Annotated in this window: 19 protein-coding genes; 11 read left to right on the top strand and 8 right to left on the bottom strand. The window is 34.5% G+C overall.

Annotation, left to right across the window (positions count from 1 at the left end; genetic code table 11):
- Positions 1 to 86: 86 nt before the first annotated feature.
- Positions 87 to 1985, top strand: a complete 1899-nt coding sequence (locus OLM57_RS05685) for an amidophosphoribosyltransferase (RefSeq protein WP_264566270.1) — start codon at positions 87 to 89, stop codon at positions 1983 to 1985.
- Positions 1986 to 3019: 1034 nt separating this feature from the next.
- Positions 3020 to 3151 (top strand): hypothetical protein, encoded by a 132-nt coding sequence (locus OLM57_RS05690; RefSeq protein WP_264566271.1) that lies wholly within the window; start codon positions 3020 to 3022, stop codon positions 3149 to 3151.
- A 120-nt stretch (positions 3152 to 3271) separates the two neighbouring features.
- Here OLM57_RS05690 and OLM57_RS05695 read toward each other — a convergent pair whose 3' ends face one another.
- From OLM57_RS05695 to OLM57_RS05715, 5 genes are all read right to left on the bottom strand, one after another.
- Positions 3272 to 3622, bottom strand: a complete 351-nt coding sequence (locus OLM57_RS05695; protein WP_264566272.1) for a hypothetical protein — start codon at positions 3620 to 3622, stop codon at positions 3272 to 3274.
- 603 nt (positions 3623 to 4225) lie between these two features.
- Complete coding sequence (locus OLM57_RS05700; protein WP_264566273.1) at positions 4226 to 5215, bottom strand: aspartate-semialdehyde dehydrogenase; 990 nt, start codon at positions 5213 to 5215, stop codon at positions 4226 to 4228.
- 168 nt (positions 5216 to 5383) lie between these two features.
- Positions 5384 to 5812 (bottom strand): large-conductance mechanosensitive channel protein MscL, encoded by a 429-nt coding sequence (gene mscL / locus OLM57_RS05705; protein ID WP_264566274.1) that lies wholly within the window; start codon positions 5810 to 5812, stop codon positions 5384 to 5386.
- Between the two features lie 64 nt (positions 5813 to 5876).
- Complete coding sequence (locus OLM57_RS05710) at positions 5877 to 8324, bottom strand: bifunctional UDP-N-acetylmuramoyl-tripeptide:D-alanyl-D-alanine ligase/alanine racemase (RefSeq protein ID WP_264566275.1); 2448 nt, start codon at positions 8322 to 8324, stop codon at positions 5877 to 5879.
- Positions 8321 to 8947: a thymidine kinase gene (locus OLM57_RS05715; protein WP_264566276.1), complete on the bottom strand. Its 627-nt coding sequence runs from the start codon at positions 8945 to 8947 to the stop codon at positions 8321 to 8323. The genes OLM57_RS05710 and OLM57_RS05715 overlap by 4 nt, the downstream gene beginning before the upstream one ends.
- A gap of 239 nt (positions 8948 to 9186) precedes the next feature.
- Here OLM57_RS05715 and OLM57_RS05720 point away from each other — a divergent pair, with 239 nt between their 5' ends.
- From OLM57_RS05720 to OLM57_RS05750, 7 genes are all read left to right on the top strand, one after another.
- On the top strand, positions 9187 to 10152 hold the full coding sequence (locus tag OLM57_RS05720; protein ID WP_264566277.1) for a hypothetical protein: 966 nt from the start codon (positions 9187 to 9189) through the stop codon (positions 10150 to 10152).
- 52 nt (positions 10153 to 10204) lie between these two features.
- Positions 10205 to 10915, top strand: a complete 711-nt coding sequence (gene rsmI / locus OLM57_RS05725; RefSeq protein WP_264566278.1) for a 16S rRNA (cytidine(1402)-2'-O)-methyltransferase — start codon at positions 10205 to 10207, stop codon at positions 10913 to 10915.
- A gap of 6 nt (positions 10916 to 10921) precedes the next feature.
- Positions 10922 to 11974, top strand: a complete 1053-nt coding sequence (locus OLM57_RS05730) for a flavin monoamine oxidase family protein (RefSeq protein ID WP_264566279.1) — start codon at positions 10922 to 10924, stop codon at positions 11972 to 11974.
- A gap of 15 nt (positions 11975 to 11989) precedes the next feature.
- Positions 11990 to 12334: a HopJ type III effector protein gene (locus tag OLM57_RS05735; RefSeq protein WP_264566280.1), complete on the top strand. Its 345-nt coding sequence runs from the start codon at positions 11990 to 11992 to the stop codon at positions 12332 to 12334.
- A 135-nt stretch (positions 12335 to 12469) separates the two neighbouring features.
- A complete protein-coding gene (gene recJ, locus OLM57_RS05740; protein ID WP_264566281.1) occupies positions 12470 to 14158 on the top strand; it encodes a single-stranded-DNA-specific exonuclease RecJ in 1689 nt (562 codons plus the stop codon).
- Positions 14159 to 14170: 12 nt separating this feature from the next.
- The gene (locus OLM57_RS05745) at positions 14171 to 15439 is read left to right on the top strand and encodes an MFS transporter (protein WP_264566282.1); all 1269 of its coding nucleotides are present in this window, start codon (positions 14171 to 14173) and stop codon (positions 15437 to 15439) included.
- Positions 15440 to 15483: 44 nt separating this feature from the next.
- On the top strand, positions 15484 to 16695 hold the full coding sequence (locus OLM57_RS05750) for a cytochrome c3 family protein (RefSeq protein WP_264566283.1): 1212 nt from the start codon (positions 15484 to 15486) through the stop codon (positions 16693 to 16695).
- On the opposite strand, the gene OLM57_RS05755 is transcribed toward OLM57_RS05750, so the two are convergent.
- The 3 genes from OLM57_RS05755 to OLM57_RS05765 all read right to left on the bottom strand — a co-directional run bounded on the left by OLM57_RS05755 (position 16696) and on the right by OLM57_RS05765 (position 20321).
- Positions 16696 to 17454: a UDP-2,3-diacylglucosamine diphosphatase gene (locus OLM57_RS05755; RefSeq protein WP_264566284.1), complete on the bottom strand. Its 759-nt coding sequence runs from the start codon at positions 17452 to 17454 to the stop codon at positions 16696 to 16698.
- Positions 17455 to 17468: 14 nt separating this feature from the next.
- A complete protein-coding gene (locus tag OLM57_RS05760) occupies positions 17469 to 17921 on the bottom strand; it encodes a 6-pyruvoyl trahydropterin synthase family protein (RefSeq protein WP_264566285.1) in 453 nt (150 codons plus the stop codon).
- Between the two features lie 291 nt (positions 17922 to 18212).
- Complete coding sequence (locus OLM57_RS05765; protein ID WP_264566953.1) at positions 18213 to 20321, bottom strand: prolyl oligopeptidase family serine peptidase; 2109 nt, start codon at positions 20319 to 20321, stop codon at positions 18213 to 18215.
- Positions 20322 to 20690: 369 nt separating this feature from the next.
- Here OLM57_RS05765 and OLM57_RS05770 point away from each other — a divergent pair, with 369 nt between their 5' ends.
- Positions 20691 to 21758 (top strand): glycosyltransferase family 9 protein, encoded by a 1068-nt coding sequence (locus tag OLM57_RS05770; protein ID WP_319800272.1) that lies wholly within the window; start codon positions 20691 to 20693, stop codon positions 21756 to 21758.
- 409 nt (positions 21759 to 22167) lie between these two features.
- Positions 22168 to 25068: a hypothetical protein gene (locus OLM57_RS05775; protein ID WP_264566286.1), complete on the top strand. Its 2901-nt coding sequence runs from the start codon at positions 22168 to 22170 to the stop codon at positions 25066 to 25068.
- The last annotated feature ends 1 nt before the right edge of the window (position 25069 follow it).

Here is a 25069-nt window from a genome sequence, read left to right on the forward strand (position 1 = left end):
AGAAAGAGTACGAATTTGCATCGAATTTGAACTCGATAATAATTATACAGACACCATAAATACCAATAACTACAAACAATAAAACAATGAGCGACGCTTTAAAACATGAATGTGGGATAGCTTTAGTCAGACTTCTTAAGCCTCTTGAATTTTATAAAGAAAAGTACGGAACAGCTTTCTACGGCATACAAAAAATGTATTTGATGATGGAGAAGCAGCACAACCGCGGTCAAGATGGAGCTGGTTTTGCAAGTATCAAAATGGATGTAGAACCTGGTGAAAGATACATAAGTCGTGTGCGATCCAATCATGCTCAACCTATTCAGGATGTTTTTAAACAAATAAACGATCGAATAAACGAAGAAATGGTTGCTCATCCAGAATACGCGGATGATGTTCCAAAATTGAAAGCTAACATTCCTTATATAGGAGAATTGTATTTAGGACATGTTCGTTATGGAACTTTTGGCAAGAATAGTATCGAAAGTGTTCATCCTTTTTTACGTCAGAGCAACTGGATGCATCGAAATCTTATTTTAGCAGGAAATTTCAACATGACCAATGTTAAAGAACTTTTTCAAAATCTAGTTGAATTAGGACAGCATCCTAAAGAAATGGCAGATACAGTTACCGTAATGGAAAAAATCGGTCACTTTCTTGACAAAGAAGTAATGCAACTGTATCAAGATTGTAAATTGATGGGATTGTCAAAAAGAGAAGCCTCACCAGTTATTGCAGAACGATTGGATATTGCCAAAATTTTAACGCGTTCTTCCAAAAATTTGGATGGGGGATATGCTATGGCAGGTCTTTTGGGGCATGGTGATGCATTTGTTTTTAGAGATCCAGCCGGAATTCGTCCCGCTTATTATTATCAGGATGATGAGATAGTAGTTGTAGCTTCAGAAAGACCAGTAATTCAAACTGTTTTTAATGTCCCTTTTGAAAAAGTTCAGGAAATTGATCCAGGAAGTGCTTTGATTATCAAGAAAAATGGAGATGTTTCTATGAAAGAGATTCTTACTCCAACAATAAAAAAGGCATGTTCATTTGAACGTATTTATTTCTCCAGAGGAAGTGATGCCGAAATCTATCAAGAAAGAAAAAATTTAGGGAAACTTATTTTGCCAAGTGTTTTGGAATCTATTGATTTTGATACAGACAACACCGTTTTTTCATATATTCCAAATACAGCAGAAACCTCTTTTTATGGATTGGTAGAAGCAGCACAGGATTTTTTAAATCAAAGAAAGAAAAATTACATTCTCCAAAATAGGGATCTTTTGAATGAAGATACATTGGAGAAACTACTTTCTGTTAAAATCAGAACTGAAAAAGTAGCGATAAAAGACGCAAAATTAAGAACTTTTATTACCGAAGATAGTAGTAGAGACGATCTAGTGGCTCACGTTTATGATGTTACTTACGGGGTTATTAAACCAACAGATAATCTTGTCATAATTGATGATAGTATCGTAAGGGGAACAACTCTCAAAATGAGCATTATCAAAATGATGGATCGTTTGAAACCAAAAAGAATTGTCATTGTATCTTCAGCACCACAAATTCGTTTCCCCGATTGTTATGGAATCGACATGGCAAAACTGGAAGGGTTAGTAGCTTTTAAAGCTGCATTGGAGTTGCTGAAAGAGCGAAATTTATACCATATTGTAGATGAGGTGTATGCTAAGTGCAAAGCGCAAGAAAATTATCACGATAATGATGTCGTAAATTATGTCACTGCAATATACGAACCGTTTACACCTCAAGAGGTTTCCAATAAAATAGCCGAATTGTTAAGTTCTCCAGAAATTAATGCAGAGGTGAAAATTATTTTCCAAACCGTTGAAGATTTGCATATTGCGTGCCCAAAAAATTTAGGAGATTGGTATTTTACAGGAGATTACCCTACGCCTGGCGGAAACCGTGTTGTAAATCGTGCTTTTATGAATTTTTACGAAGGAAAAGATGCTAGGGCATATTAATCAATTGACTAACCGATAAACGAATTTATAGGTACTTTATCGAATATATTTTATTAATCTTATATATCGGCGTACATTTGACCACCATGATTTTAGTAGGTTAAGTTTATGGTAGATTTGGGGCAAAAAGGGTGAAAGTAAAATTTCACCTTTTTTATTGGAATAAAGTCAAGGAATTTGATAAAAAAAACGCAATATTGATCATTTTAGTGATTTTAAAATATTGATAATGAGAAAAATAGCTCTTTAACGACTTTATCGAGCATTCATCGAATAATTTTTTATAATCATATATATCAGCGTACATTTGACTACCATGATTTTAGTAGGTTAAGTTTATGGTAGATTTGGGGCAAAAAGGGTGGAAGTAAAATTCCGCCTTTTTTATTGGAATAAACTCGAAGAATTTAATGAATCACTTTTTTTATTTAATTCAAGTTATTTAGACAATGAAAAAACTTGATAATCAGCAAAATAGTTTTTTAACGACTTTATAGAGCATTCATCGAATAATTTTTTATAATCATATATATCGGTGTACATTTGACCACCATGATTTTAGTAGGTTAAGTTTATGGTAGATTTGGGGCAAAAAGGGTGAAAGTAAAATTTCACCTTTTTTATTGGAATAAAGTCAAGGAATTTTCAAAAAAAATATGCAATTGATTCATTTAATGATTTTAAAATACTGATAATCAGAAAAATAGCTTTTAAACGATTTTATAGAACATTCATCGAATAATTTTTTATAATCATATATATCGGTGTACATTTGACCACCATGATTTTAGTAGGTTAAGTTTATGGTAGATTTGGGGCAAAAAGGGTGAAAGTAAAATTTCACCTTTTTTATTGAAGATAGTCTCAAAAAAAGAAAATAAGTAAGAGAACAAAAAAGGGTAAAAGGTAATATGGTCAAAAATGGTTGATAATTTTTTATTTTGAATTAACTAACTTACCATATCAAATTGAAGAGGACATTGGCTCTGCTGAGTAGCAACCAACTAGCAATAAATTTGATTTACATACGAAAAATGAGAGCAGTTCAATCTGCCCTTTTTTATGCATTTTTTGGCTACTCAATGGCTAAAGAAAACCTACTTGTTGATTTGATTTTTATAATACAAATACCATTTCAAAAAATTCTTTCTATTGTCAAAGCTTAATCCTCTGTGAACATTTAGATTACCTTTTAAAGGTCTAAAAAATGATTCTAAAGAGTTTGTTGAGTTTGGTATTTTATCATCTTTTAAATAAAGAAACATATTTGGTAATGCTTTTTTTAATTACGCCAAATGATCTTCTACCATTTTATGAGTATCCCAATATCTCCCAGTTTCAATATTGTATGATTTTTGATTAATAAAATCGCTATACTCTTCTTCCCATCGAATGAGTTCCATAAGCCATAATTGACGTTTGTATTCAGAATTAATATGATGAATTTTGACTGCTATTTGTTTGAGTTCAAAGCCAGATTTGTGTTTAAGATTCTGTGTAAGCCATATTCTGCACATCCTTGATATACGTACCAAACATCTTTGAAAAGGCACTTTGGGACAAATTTTCTTGATGGCTTTTATTGAGGATTTATCACCATCTGAAGTGATACTTTTTATTTTAATTCCTAGATTCAATAAATTCTGTAAGTCTTCTGCAATCTCCTCGAAATGCTCTCCATCAGTTATTCGATAAAATTATGTCAACTTTAAATGAAAACTTCTATAAACTACTAAGCAAATATGATTTGGGAAATAGGTTCAATCCAGGACTAAATAAATTTCATAAGTAGAATTGAACTCTAGAACTGTTGCTTTGCGTAACATTTTAGAAAAATAACGCTGTAATGTACTTTTACTGTATCCAGATTCAAGTGATATTTTATCAAAAGTATCTTTGCCAATTATCCAATTCTTAAACCAGGTTTCTTTATTAGAATCCGAAACTGATTTATTACTAGAGATGAATAATTGACCACAATTTTTACACTTAAATCGCTGTTTATTTTTTCTTTATTCCCCATTTAATAGTTTGATGGCTTTTGCAAGTTGGACGATGTTTTTTTTTGAGTTTTTCATAAATAAAAAAAGTTTATTGAAACGAATTTCAATAAACTTCTGGAAACATCATATTTTACAATGCACTACAGCTTTTTTACCAACCTTTTTTGACTATTAAACCTTAAACTACAACCGATTAAAGTTATAGTTTTCTTAATTTATTAAATGTCTAAAAATGGTTTAAACCAATTTTGCAGCTATTAAGTATTCAGCTATTTGAATGGTGTTGGTCGCTGCTCCTTTTCTTAAATTGTCAGCTACAATCCACATATTTAATGTGTTGTCTTGGCTCTCGTCACGACGAATTCTACCAACAAAAACTTCATTTTTTCCTTCTGCATAACGAGGCATTGGGTAAGTGAACGTGTCTAAATTATCCTGTACCACGATACCATCTGTATGGTGCAAGATGTTTCTAACTTCGTTTACATCAAAATCATTGGCAAATTCAATATTCACCGCTTCACTATGTCCACCAACAACTGGCACACGAACAGCAGTTGCCGTTACTTTGATCGAATCATCACTTAATATTTTTTTGGTTTCGTTAACCAATTTCATCTCTTCTTTGGTGTATCCGTTGTCTTCAAAACTATCGCATTGCGGAATGCAGTTTCTGTTGATTTTATATTTGTAAACCATTTCCCCTTCGATGCCGGCAACTTCGTTTTCAAATTGTTGAACCGCTTTCACACCTGTTCCAGTAATGGATTGATAAGTCGAAACAATCACACGTTTGATGTTGTATTTTTTGTGCAGTGGAGCCAAAGCCAATACCATTTGAATCGTTGAACAGTTTGGATTGGCAATGATTTTATCGTCTTTGGTCAATTCACCAGCGTTGATTTCTGGAACCACTAATTTTTTGGTTGGATCCATTCTCCAGGCCGAAGAATTATCAATAACGGTGGTTCCTGCAGCAGCAAATTTTGGGGCCCATTCCAATGATGTTCCTCCACCGGCTGAGAATAATGCAATATCCGCTTTTAAATCAACGGCTGTTTGCATCCCTACAACTTTGTATTTTTTTCCTTGAAATTCAATCTCTTTTCCCACTGATTTCTCAGAAGCAACAGGAATTAATTCGGTTACAGGAAAATTTCTTTCTGCTAATACTTTCAACATTATTTCGCCAACCATTCCGGTAGCTCCAACTACTGCTATTCTCATCGTATATATTTTATAATTGTAAATTTAATTTTGAAGTACAAAAGTATGCAATATTCAAAACATAACAAGCTTCTTCACAAAAAATAACAAATTGTTACAAATCAAACAAAACAAAAAAACCACCCATTTATAGAGTGGTTTGGTTAGAATATATAGTGTAAAGCGGTATTATTTTTTTAATAAATCTCTAATTTGAGTAAGCAATTCTTCCTGAGTGGGTCCTGCAGGTGGAGCTTCAACGACAACTTCTTGTTTTTTGGTTTTTTCATAGGCTTTTAATACCATAAAAATACAAAAACCAATGATTACAAAATCAAAAACGGTCTGAATAAATGCACCATAATTCAAAGCTACTTCTGCAATTGCCGGAGCTTTTTCTGCTCCATTTTCCATAACAGCCGGAACCCCATCCTGAAGAACAATTTTTAGATTTTTAAAATCTACTTTTCCTAATAGCAATCCAATTGGTGGCATCAAAACGTCATTGGTAAAAGAAGTCACAATTTTTCCAAAAGCGCCTCCCACAATTACGGCTGTTGCCAAATTTACTATTTCCCCTTTCATCAAAAAGGCCTTAAAATCACTTATAAATCCCATATCGTATTGGTTTTGATTCGATTAATAATAACGAATATACTTAATTTTTAAAAACAAAATACTATCATTCTCTATAAAAAACACGTTTTACACGCTGCGAAATGCTCGTCAGGATTTCATATGGAATCGTCTTCAATTGTTCTGCCATAAAAGTTACCGTTGGGCTTTCACCAAAAATTACCACAGAATCCCCTTCTTTGCAATCAATCTCACTGACATCAACCATGAGCATGTCCATACAAACACTGCCAAGGATCGGTGCTTTTTTATTTTTTATCGTTACAAAACCAACTCCATTCCCCCAACTTCTGGCAATTCCATCGGCGTAGCCAATAGGAATTGTGGCAATTCTGGATTCTTTATTCGCTATAAATCGTCTGCCGTAACCTACACTTTCGCCAGTTTGAATCGTTCTGATTTGGGAAATAATGGATTTTAAAGTCCCAACATTTTCAAGATATTTTTGTTCTTCCGGATCATTGGAAACTCCATAAAGTCCTATTCCCAAACGAACCATATCATATTGTGCTTGGGGAAAATTACTGATTCCGGAAGTATTCAAAATATGACGAATGGGACTAATTCCTAATTCGTCCATCAATTGAGACGATAATTTTTCGAATAAATTAATCTGGTATTCAGCAAAGTCTTTGTGTTGCAAATCATCACTTGTTGCCATATGAGACAGAATACTCTTTACTTTGACGGTTTGGCTCCCTTTTAAAGTGGTAATCAAATCATCAATGGTATTCGTCTCAAAACCTAGACGATGCATCCCAGTATCTAACTTTATATGAATAGGAAAATCTTTTAGATTCTTTTGTTCAGCGATTTTAAGGAATGCATTCAGTCCTTTTAAACTATAAATTTCAGGTTCCAGTTGATGCTGGATGATTGCCGAAAAGCTCGTGTTTTCGGGATTCAAAACCATAATAGGCAATTTTATACCGGCGGTTTTCAACGAGATTCCTTCATCGGCAAAAGCCACTCCCAAATAATCTACCTTGTGATGTTCCAATAATTTTGCGATTTCAAATCCACCGCTTCCATAACCAAACGCTTTTACCATCGCCATCATTTTGGTGGTCGGTTTCAGTTTTGATTTAAAGAAATTAAAATTATGGCTTATTGCATTTAAGTTGATTTCAAGAACCGTTTCGTGTGTTTTCTCTGCTAGTGCGGCCACAATTTCTTCAAATTGAAAAGACCTTGCGCCTTTGATTAGAATGGTTTCATTTTCAAAATTCAATTCCTCCACATGCAATAAAAATTCATTGGTGTCTTTATAAAAAACAGCATGGTGAAGCTTTGTTTTTAAAGTTGAAATCGTTTCGCCAATTCCGATAAAACGGCTAATGTTATTCGAAACAATGAGCTCGGACACCTTAGAATACAATACTTCATTGGACAATCCGCTTTGAAAAATATCCGAAAGGACCACCGTTTTTTTCTGATGTTGTTTTTGGCTTTCGAGAAAATCAAATGCAATTTTTAAAGATTGAAAATCGGAACTATAACTATCATCAATCAAACTGCAATTGTTGATTCCTTTTTTTACTTTCAAACGCATTTCTATTGGATACAACAATTCGATTCGGTTTTGAATCGCTTTTGCATCATATTCCAAATACAGCAAAACCGAAAGACAAGAAATCACATTTTCAACCGAAGCATCGTCTACAAAAGGAATTTGCAAAGTTGAAATACTTCCATTATAACAGTACTCAATAATTGTATTGTCATGTGTTTGTTCTTTTTTAGAGACAAAAACGGCAGCTGTCATATCTGTAAAAGACCAGGAAATAGCTTTTGTTTTTGGAAAAATAAATTGTTCTACGCTACTATTCTTTTGATAAATAACTACTTTCGAATCTTTGAAAAGCAGCATTTTTTCTTTTATTTTTTCTTCCTGACTGGTAAAACCCTCATCATGTGCTGAACCTATATTGGTTAAAATCCCAATTGTTGGCTGAATGATTTTTTGCAGTTTCTCCATTTCTGAAACAGTCGAAATTCCGGCTTCAAAAATACCAAGGTTATGTTGTTCATTAATTGCCAAAACCGATAATGGAACACCAACCTGAGAATTATAACTTTTAGGACTTCGAATAATATTATAATCGGGACTCAAAAGAAAGTTGAGCCATTCCTTTACGATTGTTTTACCGTTGCTTCCTGTCACTCCAATAATCGGAAATGAAAAAAGACTTCGGTAATGTGCTGCGATTTGTTGTAAAGCCTCTAAAGTATTTTGGACAACCAAAAAATTAGCTTTTCCTTCAAGCTCCTTGGGAATATGTGTTACTACAAAATTACGAACGCCTTTGGTAATTAAATCCTTGATATAAATATGAGCGTCATTATTGTTTCCTGTTAATGCAAAAAAGAGTGTTTTTTCATTGTTTTGCAAAGACCGGCTGTCGATAGAAATAGTATCGATAATTTCTCCTGTTGGATTTCCATTCCATTTCGAATTTAGGATACTTTCAATATTTAGAATATTTAAATTCAATTTTGATCTTTATTATTGGGTTTGTGACTCTCGCTGTTTTTGTCCTCTTTTCGCATTGCATGATAATAGGCTGCACGGCTCAATGGCTCGTATTCTTCGGTTTCACCTAGCATTACGAGTTTATCATTATCTGTTTTACGAAAACTATAATTGGCCAAATTTCCTGTTCGGGTACATACAGCATGCACTTTGGTAACATATTCTGCAGTGGCCATAAGTGCCGGCATAGGACCAAAAGGATTGCCTTTAAAATCCATGTCCAGACCAGCAACAATCACTCGAATTCCCTGATTGGCAAGATCATTACAAATGGTTACGATCTCATCATCAAAAAACTGTGCTTCGTCAATCCCAACCACATCACAGCCTTGCGCCAAAATAGCAATATTGGCAGCTGCAGGAACGGGAGTAGAACGAATTTCGTTGCTGTCATGGGAAACAACCATTTCGTCATGATAACGGGTATCAATGGCGGGTTTGAAAATTTCCACTTTTTGTTTGGCAAACTGAGCTCGTTTTAATCTACGAATAAGCTCTTCTGTTTTACCCGAAAACATGGATCCGCAAATGACTTCAATCCAACCAAATTGTTCTTTATGATTTACTGTATTTTCGAGAAACATTTTGTATTTTTCTGCCTTAAAAAATGAATAGTTTTTATTACTTTGTAACAGTAATAAATCGATTGGGTAAATGTAAATTTTTACCTCGTTTCAAAAGTAGATAATTTTTATCAAATCGAGGATTCACGAGGATTTATTTCGACAAATAAAATCCTTCCCGTTTAATAGATTATTGTCTTTATACAATCACAAGTAACCAAAATTAAAAAAAAGCCTTACTCCTAATAATTTCAAAAGTTATGAAAAAAAAATTAGAAGCCGATTTAATCAGCATTGCTCATAGAATATTACAGTTAAAAAATAAATCTGATGTTAATCAACTATTTTTAGAAACGCAAAAATTGTATGAAAAACTGGCTGTTTTGCGATTTGTTGAGGAGCATTTTGGCGATCCTAAGCCCACTATTGGTCAAGCCGAAGTGGTAGAGAAAATGAAAGAGTTTTTTGAAAGCATTAAGGTTCCTGAACTGCAAGTAAAAGCTATAAATAGTGAAGCCGTCAGTCTAAATACTCCTGAAGTAGAATCAATTGTACCTGAAGATGTTGAAAAAACAAATACAGAAGAAATACTTGAAACCGTAATAAATGATTCTTCCGAATCCAATGAAACTGAATTAAGCCCAATTGCCGAGTTGCCTGAAATTGAAGATGTTATTGAAGAACCTAAAGAAGAAATTGCGATTATACCTGATGAAATTACAATCAGTCCAATTGTTGAAGAAATTGAAACAATAAAAACGGACACACCAAAGAAAACAGAAGCGGTGCAAATTTCTTTTGAAGACCTTTTGGGTGGTAATTATGCAGAACCGCATTTTGTAAAAGCAACACCTTTAGAAAAAAACATAGAAAAAAATACCATTGAATCTCCTTTGCCTTTTGATTTTCAAAAAGAAGCAGTTTCAAATGCTCAACTCGAAACTTTAGAAAAAGAAGAGCCAAAAACCATTACTTTAAATGATAAATTAACAAAAGGAATTACTATTGGATTAAATGATCGAATTGCTTTTGTAAAACATCTTTTTGGAGGAAATAATGAAGATTACAATCGGGTGTTGAATCAATTAATCACCTATGATACTTTTCAGGACACCAAAAACTTTATTGACGAATTGGTAAAACCCGATTACAATAATTGGGAAGGAAAAGAAGATTATGAACATCGTTTTATGGAAATTATAGAAAAGAAATTTTTGTCTTTTTAATACTCTTTTCAAACACTATTTTTTACATTCAATTCTATTTTTAAACTCAAACATGTCAAAATTATATATTGTCCCTACTCCTATCGGAAACCTCGAAGACATGACTTTTCGCGCCATACGGATTCTGAAAGAAGTGGATCTGATTCTAGCCGAAGATACCAGAACCAGCGGAAAATTACTGAAACATTTTGAGATTGGCACTCACATGTACAGCCATCACATGCATAACGAACACAAAACAATCGAGAATTTAATCTCCAGATTGAAAGCAGGCGAAACCATAGCTTTAATATCGGATGCGGGAACTCCAGCCATTTCAGACCCTGGTTTTTTGTTGACGCGTGCCTGCATCGAAAACGGAATAACGGTAGAATGTTTGCCAGGTGCAACGGCTTTTGTACCAGCTCTTGTCAACAGCGGATTGCCCAATGACAAGTTTGTTTTTGAAGGTTTCCTTCCGGAAAAAAAAGGAAGACAAACCCGATATCTGGAACTTGCCGAAGAAACCCGTACGATGATTCTCTACGTTTCTCCACATAAATTAGTCAAAACTTTAGCCGAATTTATTACCTATTTTGGCGAAGACCGTACCATTTGCGTGTGCAGAGAATTATCAAAACTCCACGAAGAAAACGTAAGGGGTACGACTCGTGAAGTCCTTACCCATTTTGAAAAGACGGCTCCACGCGGTGAAATCGTGGTCGTAGTAGCAGGAAAACCAATCGTAAAAGAAGCCAAGAAAAGTAAATTTTCGAAAGACTAATAAATCATGCCTCAACCTAAAACTTATATTCTTGGCGCTGGACTTACTGGCCTGACTATTGCCTATTTGCTTCAAAAAAAAGGAATTCAATGTCAATTATTAGAAGCAAATTCTAGAATTGGAGGAAGAATCGAGACTATTTCAGGACATTCCGGTGTAACTATAGAAATGGGAGCTACTTGGTTCAGTCAACAACACCCCTCTCTTTTGGCTTTATTAAACGAACTCGAGTTATCTTATTTTAAACAACATACTAGTGGGATTTCACTTTTTGAAACGATGTCTTTTGTGCCTCCTCAAAAATTTGAAATTCCAGAATCAGAGGCAGCTTCCTATCGAATAGAGGGCGGGACTGCGAAACTAATAAACACTTTGATTGCTAAAATTGGTTTGGATAACCTAAAAAACAACTCAAAAGTGATTGCTTTAAAATTACTAAATAACCAAATCGAAATTACAACTGAAAAAGGTGAAACCTATTTGGCCGATAAAGTGATATCTACCTTACCCCCTCATTTGCTAGTAAAAACTATAGTATTTGAACCCAATTTACCTGATTCCTTATTGCAATTAGCCAAGAAAACACACACTTGGATGGGAGAATCCATTAAATTTGCAGTAGAGTATCCAACAGCCTTTTGGAAAGAAAATAATTTTTCGGGAACCTTATTCAGTCAAGCTAGCATCATTCAAGAAATGTACGATCACAGTAGTGCAGATCACACAAAATTTGCATTAAAAGGGTTCTTGAATGGCGGGACAAACACCCTTTCGAAAGAAGAAAGAAAAGAAAAAGTAATTCAGCAACTCATTGCCTTTTTTGGTGTGGAAGCGAATAATTATACTGCCTACTATGAGAAAGTTTGGAGAGAGGAGCCCCTCGCCTTTCTTCCCTATGAACAATTAATAATGGCGCATCAAAACAATGGACATGTAATGTATAAAAATAAATTCTTTGAGGATAAATTATACATTTCAGGTTCAGAAACAGCCACACAAAGTCCAGGCTATATGGATGGAGCAGTAAACGCTGCTCAAACCATTGCCTCCCAATTTTAATATAAATTCGTCAACATGTCTATATCTACATTTTTAGAAAAATTAAAACAAGCACCCGAATCTATCTCATTTACAGAAACTATTGCAACAATAGAAGAAAACTACACTTTTATACCAACAGCCTTTCAAAACGGCGAACAACACAATGCTGCTGGAGAAAACTCAGGTTCTTGTAAATTATTTGCTTTTGCACAATTACAAAAACTATCTGCTGCAGAAACATTAGCTTGTTTTGGAGCCTATTATTTTGAAGAAGTTTTAGGAGATCCCAACGGAACCAATCATCAAAATATTCGCAACTTCATGAAAACAGGTTGGGATGGAATTCATTTTGAAGGAAATGCTTTAGATTTGAAATAATTTTATTTCATATAAAATATTTATTTATTTTTATTGGTCAAATGTAATTTGCAAGTTTTTTTGTCATTAACGACTAACTTACAATTATGTTTAATTGATCAATATAAAAAATCAGAAACTAAAACCTCCATAAAAATGCGTTGGAAACTTAAGCCAAAACCTACCGAAGAAAAAATAAAACACCTAGCTCAAGCTTTGAATGTAGAAGAATTTGTCGCTGTTTTATTAATACAAAGAGGTATTGAAACTTTTGAACAGGCCAAACTTTTTTTCAGACCAAGTTTAGATGATTTACATGATCCTTATTTAATGAAGGATATGGATAAAGCCGTTGAACGCATCGAAAAAGCTATTGCCAATCAGGAAAATATTCTCATATTTGGTGATTATGATGTTGATGGAACTACTGCGGTATCCCTAGTTTCTTCTTACTTAAAAACTTATTACCCGAATGTTGCCACTTATATTCCGGATCGCTATGCCGAAGGCTACGGCATCTCCTACGCAGGAATTGATTTTGCCGATGACAACGGTTTTTCACTTATCATAGCACTAGATTGTGGTATCAAATCTATCGATCATATCGCATATGCGAAAGAGCGAAACATTGATTTCATCATTTGTGATCACCACAGACCTGGGGAATTTTTACCAGAAGCCATAGCGGTTCTAGACCCAAAACGGGAAGATTGTACCTATCCTTATGATGAATTGTGCGGTTGTGCCATCGGCTTTAAACTCATTCAGGCATTAGGAACAAACCGAGACCAAACCATCGAAGATTTAGTATTATATTTGGATTTGGTAGCCACCGCTATCGCTGCCGACATCGTTCCAATGACAGGAGAAAATAGAGTTCTGGCCTATTTTGGATTGCAGGTTATTAATGCCGAACCAAGGCCGGGTATTAAGGCTCTAATACATCAAATAAAAAAGAAAACACTCGACATTACCGATGTTGTTTTTATCATTGCCCCTCGAATAAATGCTGCTGGAAGAATCAAACATGGTAACCATGCCGTCGAATTATTGACTGAATTTGATTTTGAGCAAGCACAACAATTTGCCTCAGAAATAGAACAATATAATTCTGACCGAAAAGATTTAGACAAACAAATCACCAAAGAAGCGCTTTTACAAATAACCAAAAATCAGGAAGAAAAAAACTTTACGTCGGTTGTTTTTCAAGAAGATTGGCACAAAGGAGTTATTGGGATTGTGGCTTCCCGATTGATCGAAACCTATTATCGTCCCACATTGGTTTTTACAAAAAGTGGCGATAAATATGCCGCTTCGGCGCGATCGGTAAAAGGATTTGATGTGTACAACGCACTCGAAGCCTGTTCCGAACATTTGGAGCAATTTGGCGGACACATGTATGCCGCCGGAATGACATTGGCCGCAGAGAACTATCAAAACTTTAAAAATGCTTTTGAAAAAACAGTGCAGGAAACGATACATCCCGATCAGTTAACTCCAGAAATAGCTATTGATGCCGAAATTAATTTTGAAGATATCACTCCAAAATTAATTCGGATTTTAAAGCAATTTGAACCTTTTGGCCCATTAAATATGACTCCCGTTTTTTTAAGCAAAAAAATAAAAGATACCGGTTATGCAAAAACGCTAGGCTCTGAGGATGAACATTTAAAACTGTTTGTAAAACAAAACAACTCCGAAGGCTTTACTGCTATTGGCTTTGGATTAGGAAATAAAAAAGAACTAACGGGCAATCAAAAAGAATTTGAAGCCGTATATTGCATCGATGAAAATGAGTGGAACGACAAAGTGAGCATCCAATTACGATTAAAAGACATTAAATAATAGCATTTACTTATGAAAAAAAATGACCCCTACGCAGCACTACGATTTAAAGAATTCAATACCTTTTTGCTTATTCGTTTTGCCATGGTTTTTGCCTGGTCAATGCAATTCATCATTATCGAATGGGAAGTTTATAGAATCACAAAAAGTGCTTTGTCTCTTGGTATTATTGGTTTAATGGAGATTATTCCCGCCATTGCGGTTTCATTATTTGCGGGTCACTTTGTGGATCAAAACGAAAAAAAAGGACTTTTATTAAAATGCATTTTGGGTTTCTCGGTTATCAGTTTAGGATTATTTTTAATCACTTGGCCATTAGTAAATACAGGATTATCTACCACAATTATATTATACACCATTTACTTCTTGGTGTTTTTAGGCGGAATTGTCCGCTCCTTTTTAGGCCCGACTGTTTTTTCTCTTTTGGCATTAATCGTTCCAAAAAAAGTATATTCGAATGCTGCTACTTGGAGTAGTTCAGTTTGGCAAGTAGGTTCTGTTGTGGGACCTGCAGTTGCGGGTTTCTCTATTCATCTAATTGGAGTTCATTGGTCTTTGAGTATGGTTCTTGGATGTTCCGTATTTGCTTCACTTCTTCTAACTCAAATTGATAAAAAACCTATTTTGAATCCAAAAATCGGAGAACCCATTATGGACAGTTTGAAAGAAGGAATCAAATTTGTCTATAACAACAAAACCATTTTGAGTGCTTTGACATTGGATATGGCAGCTGTTTTATTTGGTGGAGCCGTTGCATTATTACCCATTTTCGCCTTGGATATTTTAAAAGTAGGTCCAGAGGGATTTGGTTTCTTGAGAGCTGCTCCGGCTGTTGGTGCTATTTTGACCATGTTTTTTACAGCTTATGTTCCCGTGAACAAAAATGCAGGAATGAAATTACTAACTGCTATTTTCCTTTTTGGTGTTTGTATTATTATTTTCGGTCTTTCAACAATCTTTTGGATTTCACTTTTGGCGCTATTCTTCAGCGGAGTTGTTGATGGTGTATCGATGGTTATCCGTCAAACCATTTTGCAAATTAAAACTCCTGATCACATGCGAGGTCGAGTAGCCTCTGTAAATTCAATATTTGTTGGTTCTTCCAATGAGTTAGGCGCATTTGAAAGTGGATTGACCGCAAAATTAATGGGGACTGTTACTGCAGTTGTATTTGGCGGCAGCATGACACTAATTATTGTAGTCCTAACCGGATTTATTTCTCCAGAATTCAGAAAATTAGACCTCCAAAAAGATTTGGAAGATCATCAAAATATGGAATAACTATTTTCTGCTCACTTTATTCAAAAAAAAGTATATTTACTGCAATGAAAAAAATAAAAATCCTTTTTGCAATTGCAGTTTTTGCAACATTTTTGACAAGTTGCTCCAACAAATCTGACGAATATATTGATCCACGCGGAACTGATTATGCCGGATCCGAAAGTTGCATACAATGCCACAAAGTACAATACGAATCAGCCTTACATAGCTCGCATTCCAAAGCAACCGCACCCGCACTTCCGGAAAATGTTTTAGGAAGTTTCAACAAAAAAAATCCTGTTTTTGTATATGACAAAAACACTGAACTAGCAATCGAAAAACGCAACGACAGCCTTTATCAGGTTTTATACAAAAACGGAAAAGAGGTAGAAGCGCATCGGTTTGAAATCGTTTTTGGTGCCAAGCACGCGCAAACTTCTGTTTATTGGCACAACAATAATACATACGAATTACCAATTTCCTATTACACATCGGTAAACAGCTGGGCAACAAGTCCCGGTTTTCCCGCTGACAGACCCAATTTTAACCGAATGGTGGTCAAAGACTGCTATTCTTGCCACAGTTCTAATGCCAGCAGCAGAAACGTCAATCAAAATTCTGAAGAGCAAAATTTCCTTTCGATGGATATTGAAAATATTATCAATAAAAAAACAATCGTTTACGGAATTGATTGCGAGCGCTGCCATGGCCCAGCAAAAAAACATGTCGAGTTTCATCTTAAAAATCCAAATATAAAAACAGCCAATAGCATTGTGAGTTACCAATCACTTAATAAACAACAAAAACTAGACGCCTGTGCTCTTTGCCATTCCGGGAATGCAGATATGAAAATGAAATCACGTTTTGATTTTAAGCCGGGGGATAATCTTTCAGACTATTTTCGAAGTTTAAGAGCGCCGAATGATACTACCTCTTTTGATGTGCATGGGAATCAATATCATTTATTGATACAAAGCAAGTGTTTTATCAAAAGCAAAAAAATGGATTGCATTAGCTGTCATAATCCTCATGAAAATGCTTCGCCAAATCTGGCTTCCTATTCTAAAATTTGCGTGAGTTGCCATCAGGATACAAAACACAGCAAAACCACTCTTAAAACAATGCCTGCCTCGTTATTGGCAAATAACTGTGTGGAATGTCATATGCCAAAAAAGGCGTCGAATGCTATACGTTTTCAGCTTTCTAATAATGCCAAAATGTCTAATTACATTTTAAGAACGCATAAAATTGCAATCTATCCAAACAATAAAAAATGATTATTTTTCGAATGTTTTCACTTCGAATGTCTCACCATCATAAACTCCGTAGGTAAAATAACTAATCCAATCACCAAGGTTAACATATTCTGAATTTTCGCCTACTTGCTTAATCATTGGTAAATGACGATGCCCAAAAACAAAATAATTATAATGTTGGGTTTCCAGTTTTCGTTTGGCATAAAGTATAAGCCATTCGTTTTCTTCACCTAAGAATTTCACGTCTTCAGCTCCAGAAATGAGTTTGTTTTTGACCGAAAGATATTGTGCCAATTTCACTCCAACATCCGGATGAAGCCATCTGAAAAGCCACTTGGAGAATGGATTGGTAAACACTTTTTTCATTCGCTTATAGCCCAAGTCTCCTGGTCCTTTGCCGTCGCCATGACCAATCAAAAAGGTTTTGTCTCCAAAAGTAAATTCTTTGTTGTCGTGATAAACAGGAATATTCAACTCAGTTTCAAAATAATCGGCCATCCATAAATCATGGTTTCCCACAAAGAAATAAATTGGGATTCCGCTGTCGCGAATTTCGGCCAACTTTCCTAAAATACGGACAAATCCTTTGGGTACAACCGTTTTGTATTCGAACCAAAAATCAAATAAATCACCCAAAAGAAAAATGGCTTCGGCATCCTCTTTTACTTTGTTGAGCCAAGCCACAAACTTTTGTTCTCTTGGAAAACTCAACTCTGGTGTTGGCGCCCCGAAATGTTGATCGGATGCGAAATAGATTTTTTTGTTATTGGCTAATTGCATGAACTACGTATGGATTATTGATTGTCGCTTGCAAACCATTCGGCAAATGAAGATTCTGTTTCTTGCAATTTCAAAGAGAAAAGTTGAATGTTTTGAGGCAATCTGCGAATAATTCTTTGCGAAAAATCGACCACCATATTTTCGCTTGTCGGTTGGTAATCTACCAAAATTACGTGATGCCCGCGGTTTTTTAGTTCGTTTGCCAACTCGATATGTGGAGTCGTTTCGTTGAAAACACTAGCATGATCAAATTGATCGACAATCTCTTCTTTTACGATTTTTTTTAGATCCGAGAAATCAATCACCATACCAAACTTCACATTGTTGCGATCTGTAATTGGTTTTCCTATAACGGTAACCGATAACTTATAACTATGACCATGCACATTTTTACATTTTCCATCATAGCCGTATAAAGCGTGACCGGTTTCAAAATTAAATTGTTTGGTGATTCTGATATTGCTCATTGAAGATCTATTTTGAGTGCAAATTTAATGAATAAGTATGAGAAACGGCGTGGAAATGTGGAGCAAACATATTTGCCTAATTATTACGCAAAGATTCTCGAAGTATTGGCAGAGAATCGCAAAGATTTTTATGATTGCCCTTAAGTTGAATAATAATTGATGTTTTGACTAAATAGAATTTATAAAAAAAGCGTGTATTTTTAAACATGAAGCCCTAGCCCTGATGGAAACGGTATCCCACGCTTTTGGGCGTGGATACAGTGGACAGCAGGAAATAGCTCCATATTAAACTTATGGATTATTGATTATTGACAAGGTTGTAAAGCCCATGTTGTATAGTGTAAAGGCTTGAATGTCGCAGATTTCCTGAATGGTTGCCGCGAGAGATTTTCCGGCACCGTGACCCGCATTAATATCGATTCGGATTAAAACGGGGTTGGTTCCTGTTTGTTTTTCCTGCAACTCGGCTGCAAATTTAAAACTGTGCGCCGGAACTACCCTGTCATCGTGATCGCCTGTAGTTACAAGCGTGGCTGGATATTGAACCCCCGATTTTACATTGGCAACGGGAGAATAACCTTTGATGTATTCGAACATTTCCTTGCTATCTGCCGAAGTTCCATAATCGAAAGCCCAACCGGCACCCGAGGTAAAGGTGTGGTAACGCAACATATCCATCACGCCCACGGCCGGCAAGGCGACTTTCATCAAATCGGGACGTTGGGTCATGGTAGCTCCAACCAATAATCCGCCATTGGATCCGCCGCGAATGGCCAAATAATTGGGAGAGGTATACTGTTGGGCAATCAGGTATTCGGCTGCTGCGATGAAATCATCAAATACGTTTTGTTTTTGCATTTTGGTTCCAGCATCGTGCCATTTTTTGCCGTATTCACCGCCTCCGCGAAGGTTGGCTACAGCATAGATTCCACCATTTTCCATCCAAACGGCATTGGAGATACCAAAACTTGGTGTCAGACTAATATTGAATCCGCCATAACCGTAAAGAATTGTTGGGTTATTTCCGTCGAGTTTTAGACCTTTTTTGTGGGTGATGATCATCGGGATTTTGGTTCCGTCTTTCGATGTATAAAATACTTGGGTAGAAACATAATCTTCGCTGTTGAAATCTACTTTTGGTTTATCATACACTGCCGATTTTCCTGATTTTGGTTCAAACGAATAAATCGTTCCCGGTGTAATATAATTGGTAAAGGAATAATACAGTATTTTTTCTCCCTTCTTACTGCCAAAACCCGCGGCAGTTCCTAGACCTGGCAATTGAATTTCGCGTACCAACTTACCGGAATACTCGTATTGTTTTATTATCGATACCGCATCTTTCATATAATTGGCAAAGAAATAACCTGCTCCTGTTGTTGGTGTCAAAACATTTTCGGTTTCGGGGATAACGTCTTTCCAGTTTTCTGGTTTTGGGCTGTTGACATCTACACTCACAATACGCTTGTTGGGTGCATTCAAATCGGTTTCTATAAATAGTTTTCCGCCTTCGTTTTCTATGATGTTGTTGTCACTATTGAAATTGTCTACAATTATTACAATAGGACTGTTGGGTTTGGTTAAATCCTGAATGTATAATTCGTTTCCATAGGTAGAATTGGCCGCTGTAATCACCAGATAATGATTGTCTTCGGTTACATATCCGCCTACATAACGTCGTTTTTGGTCTGCGCCAAAAATGACTTGATCGTCTTTTTGGGCTGTTCCTAATTTATGGTAATACAATTTATGCTGATCGGTTTTGGCCGAGAGTTCGCTTCCTTTTGGTTTGTCATAACTGGAGTAGTAGAATCCTTCGTTACCCTTCCAGGATACACCACTAAACTTGATATCGACCAATGTATCTTCGAGTTTTTTGAAATTGTTGACATCCATCAAAATTACTTTTCGCCAATCGCTACCTCCTTCAGACAATGAATAGGCTACTTTGGAACCGTCTTTGGAAAAATCGACTCCACCCAATGAGGTAGTTCCCAATTTTGAAAAAGTATTTGGGTCCAAAAAAACTTCTTCTTTGCCTTTGGCATCTTTGCGATACAAAACCGCTTGATTTTGCAATCCGTTGTTTTTGTAATAATAAATGAAATTCCCTTCTTTGAATGGTGCGCTTATTTTTTCGTAATTCCACAATTTTTCGAGTCTGGCTTTCAAGGCATCTCTAAAAGGAATTTGAGCCAAATAATCGTAGGTCACTTTGTTCTCTTCTATTACCCAGGCAGCAGTTTCAGCCGATTTATCGTCTTCAAGCCAACGATATGGGTCACTTACTTTGGTATCAAAATATACATCGACAGTTTCGCCTTTTGCAGTTTTGGGATAGGTTATTGGAGTTGGTTTTTGGTTTTGCCCCAAAGAAGCCATTGTGGTAGATACTGCCATCAGAAATAGGATTTTTTTCATAAATTATTAGGTTAAGTACCTAACAAAAATAGGAAAAGTTTTCTTTTAAATAGAGATTCAATTTAATAATGCAAAATGCATTTCAAAAAATGGTTTTTGTATGAATATTTTATTTTTTGTTCTAATCCATTTCGAGATTATCTTTTTTTTGGATTTATATTAAAAATTAAGTAAATCCTAAACATGTAGAAGCTTCAAAAAACCTTTTATTGTTGTATCTTTAGAACAAAATTTACAGCTATTTTACAGTTCTTTAAATTGCTTTGGCATGAAATTTGGAATTGTTGGAATTGCAAAAGAAACGTTTGTTAAATACCACATTCAATTCATTTTTATTGATACATTAAAATGTTAAAAAAAATAAATAATTACAGAAGAAAATTTACCAAAAGGTTAACCCAAAACATTGGACACTCCAATTTTGAACCCAATGCAGAATCATTCCGAAGAGCAGAAATAAAAAATATTTTAATTTGCAGACCCAACGGAAGATTGGGTAATCAATTACTCATTAGCCCTTTGATTCAAGAAGTTACAGCTACTTTCCCGGGATGCAAAATAGATTTATTTGTAAAAGGCGGATTGTCTCCCTTTATTTATAAAAATTATGAAAATGTAAATACGATAATTCAATTACCCAGTAAACATTTCAAACATTTTGGCAAATATCTTTCCTCCTGGTTGTCATTGAAAAAAAAGAAATATGATCTCGTTATAAATGTTGAGAAAAATTCTTCTTCCGGACGTCTTTCAACCCAACATGCTACATCAAAATTTAAGTTTATAGGCGATGCCACTATCGGTGCTAAAACTAGCCAAATGGATTACGATCATATCGCCAAATATCCTATTTACAATCTGAGAAATTATTTGACTCCCCTTGGAATTAAAAATAATGAAGATCCGATTCCTTCGTTAAACCTAAAATTAAGTTCATCTGAAATAGAAGAAGGTAAGCAATTACTAAAAAAAATTACTAATAACGAGAAACAAACTATTTGTATTTTTACAAATGCGACTGGTGTAAAATGTTATTCTGAAACTTGGTGGGAGACTTTTTATGAGCGTCTAAAAACAGCATTCCCAAATTACAATATTATAGAAGTGTTACCCGCCGAAAACATTTCCAGAATTTCGTTTAAGGCCCCAACTTTTTACAGTAATGACATTCGCGAAATAGGATCTCTTATTGCAAATACATCATTGTTTATTGGTGCCGACAGTGGCATTATGCATTTAGCAAGTGCTTCACAAACGCCCACAGTTGGTTTGTTCTCTGGTTCCAATATGTCAAAATACGAACCTTATAACAATAATAGCATTGCTATAGATACTAATAACAGTAACATTGATGATTGGATTTCAACTATAAAAGAAATTCTTTTGAAACCCAAAAAAGTAACCCCAATTCAATAAGCTTTTTTTAAAAACTAAAAAACCCTAAGGTTCTTATTGAACTTTAGGGTTTTAATTTTTTTGATGTGGAGAATATCGGATTCGAACCGATCACCTCTTGCCTGCCAGTAGCAATGGAACTATTTTTTATATCTGATAATCAATTATTTATATTTATGTAAAAATGCAAAATGTAACAATTTTTACCATTTTACCACTTAGAAAGTGTACTTAGATAAAATAAATATTTTTATAAACAACTACAAATAACATTTATATTACTGGCTAAAAATTTATTATTTTCTTGCATTAAAAATATTACGGTTTTTTAAAGATAGTGTTTCTTTTTCCATACATTTGAAACAAAGTTTTAACATTTGTTTACTATTGTTCAAAAAATGAATTTCTGCTCTTACTGCACATTTTAACGATGAAATATCTTCAATGGAATCATATTATCGGAGAATACTTTTTTAATCCATCAAAAGCAGGGAGTGAGGTTCTATTATATGTAACAAAGAAAGAAATTTCAGAATTAGGTGTCCAAAAGTTCAACTTCCCAAACGAATCTGAAAGTTGGGAAGATTTCTGTAGAGCTATTAAGTGTAAGTTTCCCGAAACATCTTCTAAAAGTAATTACATTGACAAATTTTTAGTTGTTGCAAACAAATGGAAGACATTTGAACGAATAGTCTTTGAATTGGGGAATCAATCTGACTTAAGCATTGATGGAGTTTCAATTTACAGTCCAACATTTAAGATTGTTTATCCATTCTATATTGGCTACTTGATTGCCTTTATAATTCCATTAACTGACAATAATGAATTCAGAACGAACTCTTTTTTCCCACCTTTAAATAATTTCTTAACCAAGAATAATATTGCAACCACAGTAACAGGAACGATTGAAAATGTTGATTGGGTTTGGGGCAATTTAGAAAAGTGGAGCAAAGAATATTACAAAACGGATTACGGCTACTTCAAAGAAAGACGAGTAGGAAATCAGAATTGGGTGTATGTAAATAAAGCTTTTTCGCAATGTTTATTGACACCAAAAAACATTAGAGACATTCCAAATATTTTTTGGAAAGCCAATATTGCACCCTATTCAATTATTCCTGAAAAACAATTTCAGAGAATGATTACACTACATGGCATATTAGAAGCAGGATTCAGTTCTAGAATTATTTCAATCGTATCAGACGAAGAGAATCCACTCCGTAAGATAATTATTGATATTGTTATAAGAGAGTACAAAAACTGGAAAGGATATGTAATTGAATATAATGAAGATGAAGAGGTTTTAACACCAAAATCAGCTTGGGTTTACGCAACTCTTTTTTCAGCTTTTAATTTGACTAAAACGGATGAATCCTTCAACCACTTTTATTATTTGTTTTCAAAGAATGATTTTCCTGATGACTTACATTTAGGAGAAAACGAAATCCGAAATTCTGGAAACGGTTATTCAAAACCGATAAATATTTCTTTCAATCAAAGTTTAAATCTACAAGACGAACAAAATAAATGGAAAGCAAGCACGACAAAAAATGAAATTATAATTTACATCTCTGGTTCATATTTCGGTTTACCTTCTGACAATTTAATTGAGACTGACAAAGTTAGTAAGCAATCATTGATGTATTTGCTTTGCACCGATTCAAAAAAGCAAAGTATTGAAGATTGGGGAAAAACATTTTTGAAAGGCGATTTCAGTCCGATTGATTATGACAAAATCCCAACAGGCTTTAATCTCTTCAAATTTAAAAACCCTCCAAGTTCTCATCCAACAGAAGAAATTTTACGAGTTACCACAAAGAAGAGATTAGAGTTTCTGGGTGGAATTAAGGTTGATAATAGAAGTTACCTAAAAAACTTACTGCCAAAAATTTATGTTGATGGTGCTGATGGAACTGAAAAAGTATTTTTAGAATTTACAGAAACAAATCAAAGTATTTTCTTAAAGCCAAACTCCGCTATTCCTGAGGAATTTATCATTCCAGAAAATGTTATTTGTAATCAAAATTTTTTAGTGAGGATTGAAAATGAAAACTTAATCAATTCTGAACTACCTTACCAGATTAGTGATATTGACTTTAATCCGCTTGACATTGTAAATGAAAATTCAACTAAGCGTAACAGGTTTGGAGAAGTTAGCCATCCTGATGAGGAATTCTATGTTGTAGGAAGCAACACAACCTACAATGATTGGCAAAAACAAAGTTCATGGTCATTCCCTTTCTTTTCCTCCAAATACACTCCAATTGGATTTGCCAATAATGTTGCTGAATACAAGTTTCAAAAAGGGAACCTGATTTTGCAAATCCTTAGCACAAAAAGAAATTTAAGGTTCGAAGAGTTTTCTGAAATTGTTGATTCAGTTGAGAATATTGAAAAAGTTTGGGAATTTTCAAAGTTTCAGCAAACTCCGAAATATGTCAAACAAACCTCAATTAGCTTTTACGATTACTTAGGCTACTTAGATTATGATTATTCTTTAAATAAAATATCAATCAACAAACCCCAATTTGTAATAATTCCGTCCAATTCTTCTGTAAAAGCAATTCTAATTGGAGGTCGTTCTAAATCTTTTATTGACAATTTGCAAGATAGTTGCCAGACATATGAGATAAATCTTGAAATTATTCCACAAGAGAAACAATTAGACATTTATTATTTACCAGACCTAATTCAGCTTACGCCCGCAAATTGTAAAAACTCTACAGATGCATGGAAAAAATTGCAAAGGGTCGCAGAAAATTTAAACATAGAATTTAAAATCACAGAAAAGCCAATCCCCCAACCTCAAATTACACAGTTCGGGTTACAAGGTTTTAGCGAAACAATTGAAGGTTACAAGAGAAATATATTGGCAAATAAGTTTGTTGAAAGACCAAACTATGAATGGGCAAGAAAAGTATTTGACATAAATGTTTTGAAGTTTGTAAAAGATACTGAAGAGATTGATAAAAATCTTTCATTACAAGAATATTATGTTCGATATCAGTACACACATATTCTTTGGATTGACAACAAATCATACGAAGTAGATAGGAACTGGGGAAAGTTTTTGTTGCTTTCGGAAAAGCATAAAAAAGTAATTTATTACAATGAAAATACACAGGAATTGGCAATACCAAAATATGTTCAACTTCCACGGTTAATTGCAGAATCAATCATGTTACTTAGCGGACGAGTACCATATTATAAAAGTGTAAACATTAATGGTTGTAATTTGATTTATCAATTTTATCAAAATGTTCCCAAATTATTTGCAGAAAATTTATTCAAGAAGTTCAACCAAAGTATTCAATTCAAAAACGACTGGTAAA

Origin of the sequence: Flavobacterium sp. N3904 (genome assembly GCF_025947305.1) — a bacterium.
Lineage (GTDB): Bacteria > Bacteroidota > Bacteroidia > Flavobacteriales > Flavobacteriaceae > Flavobacterium.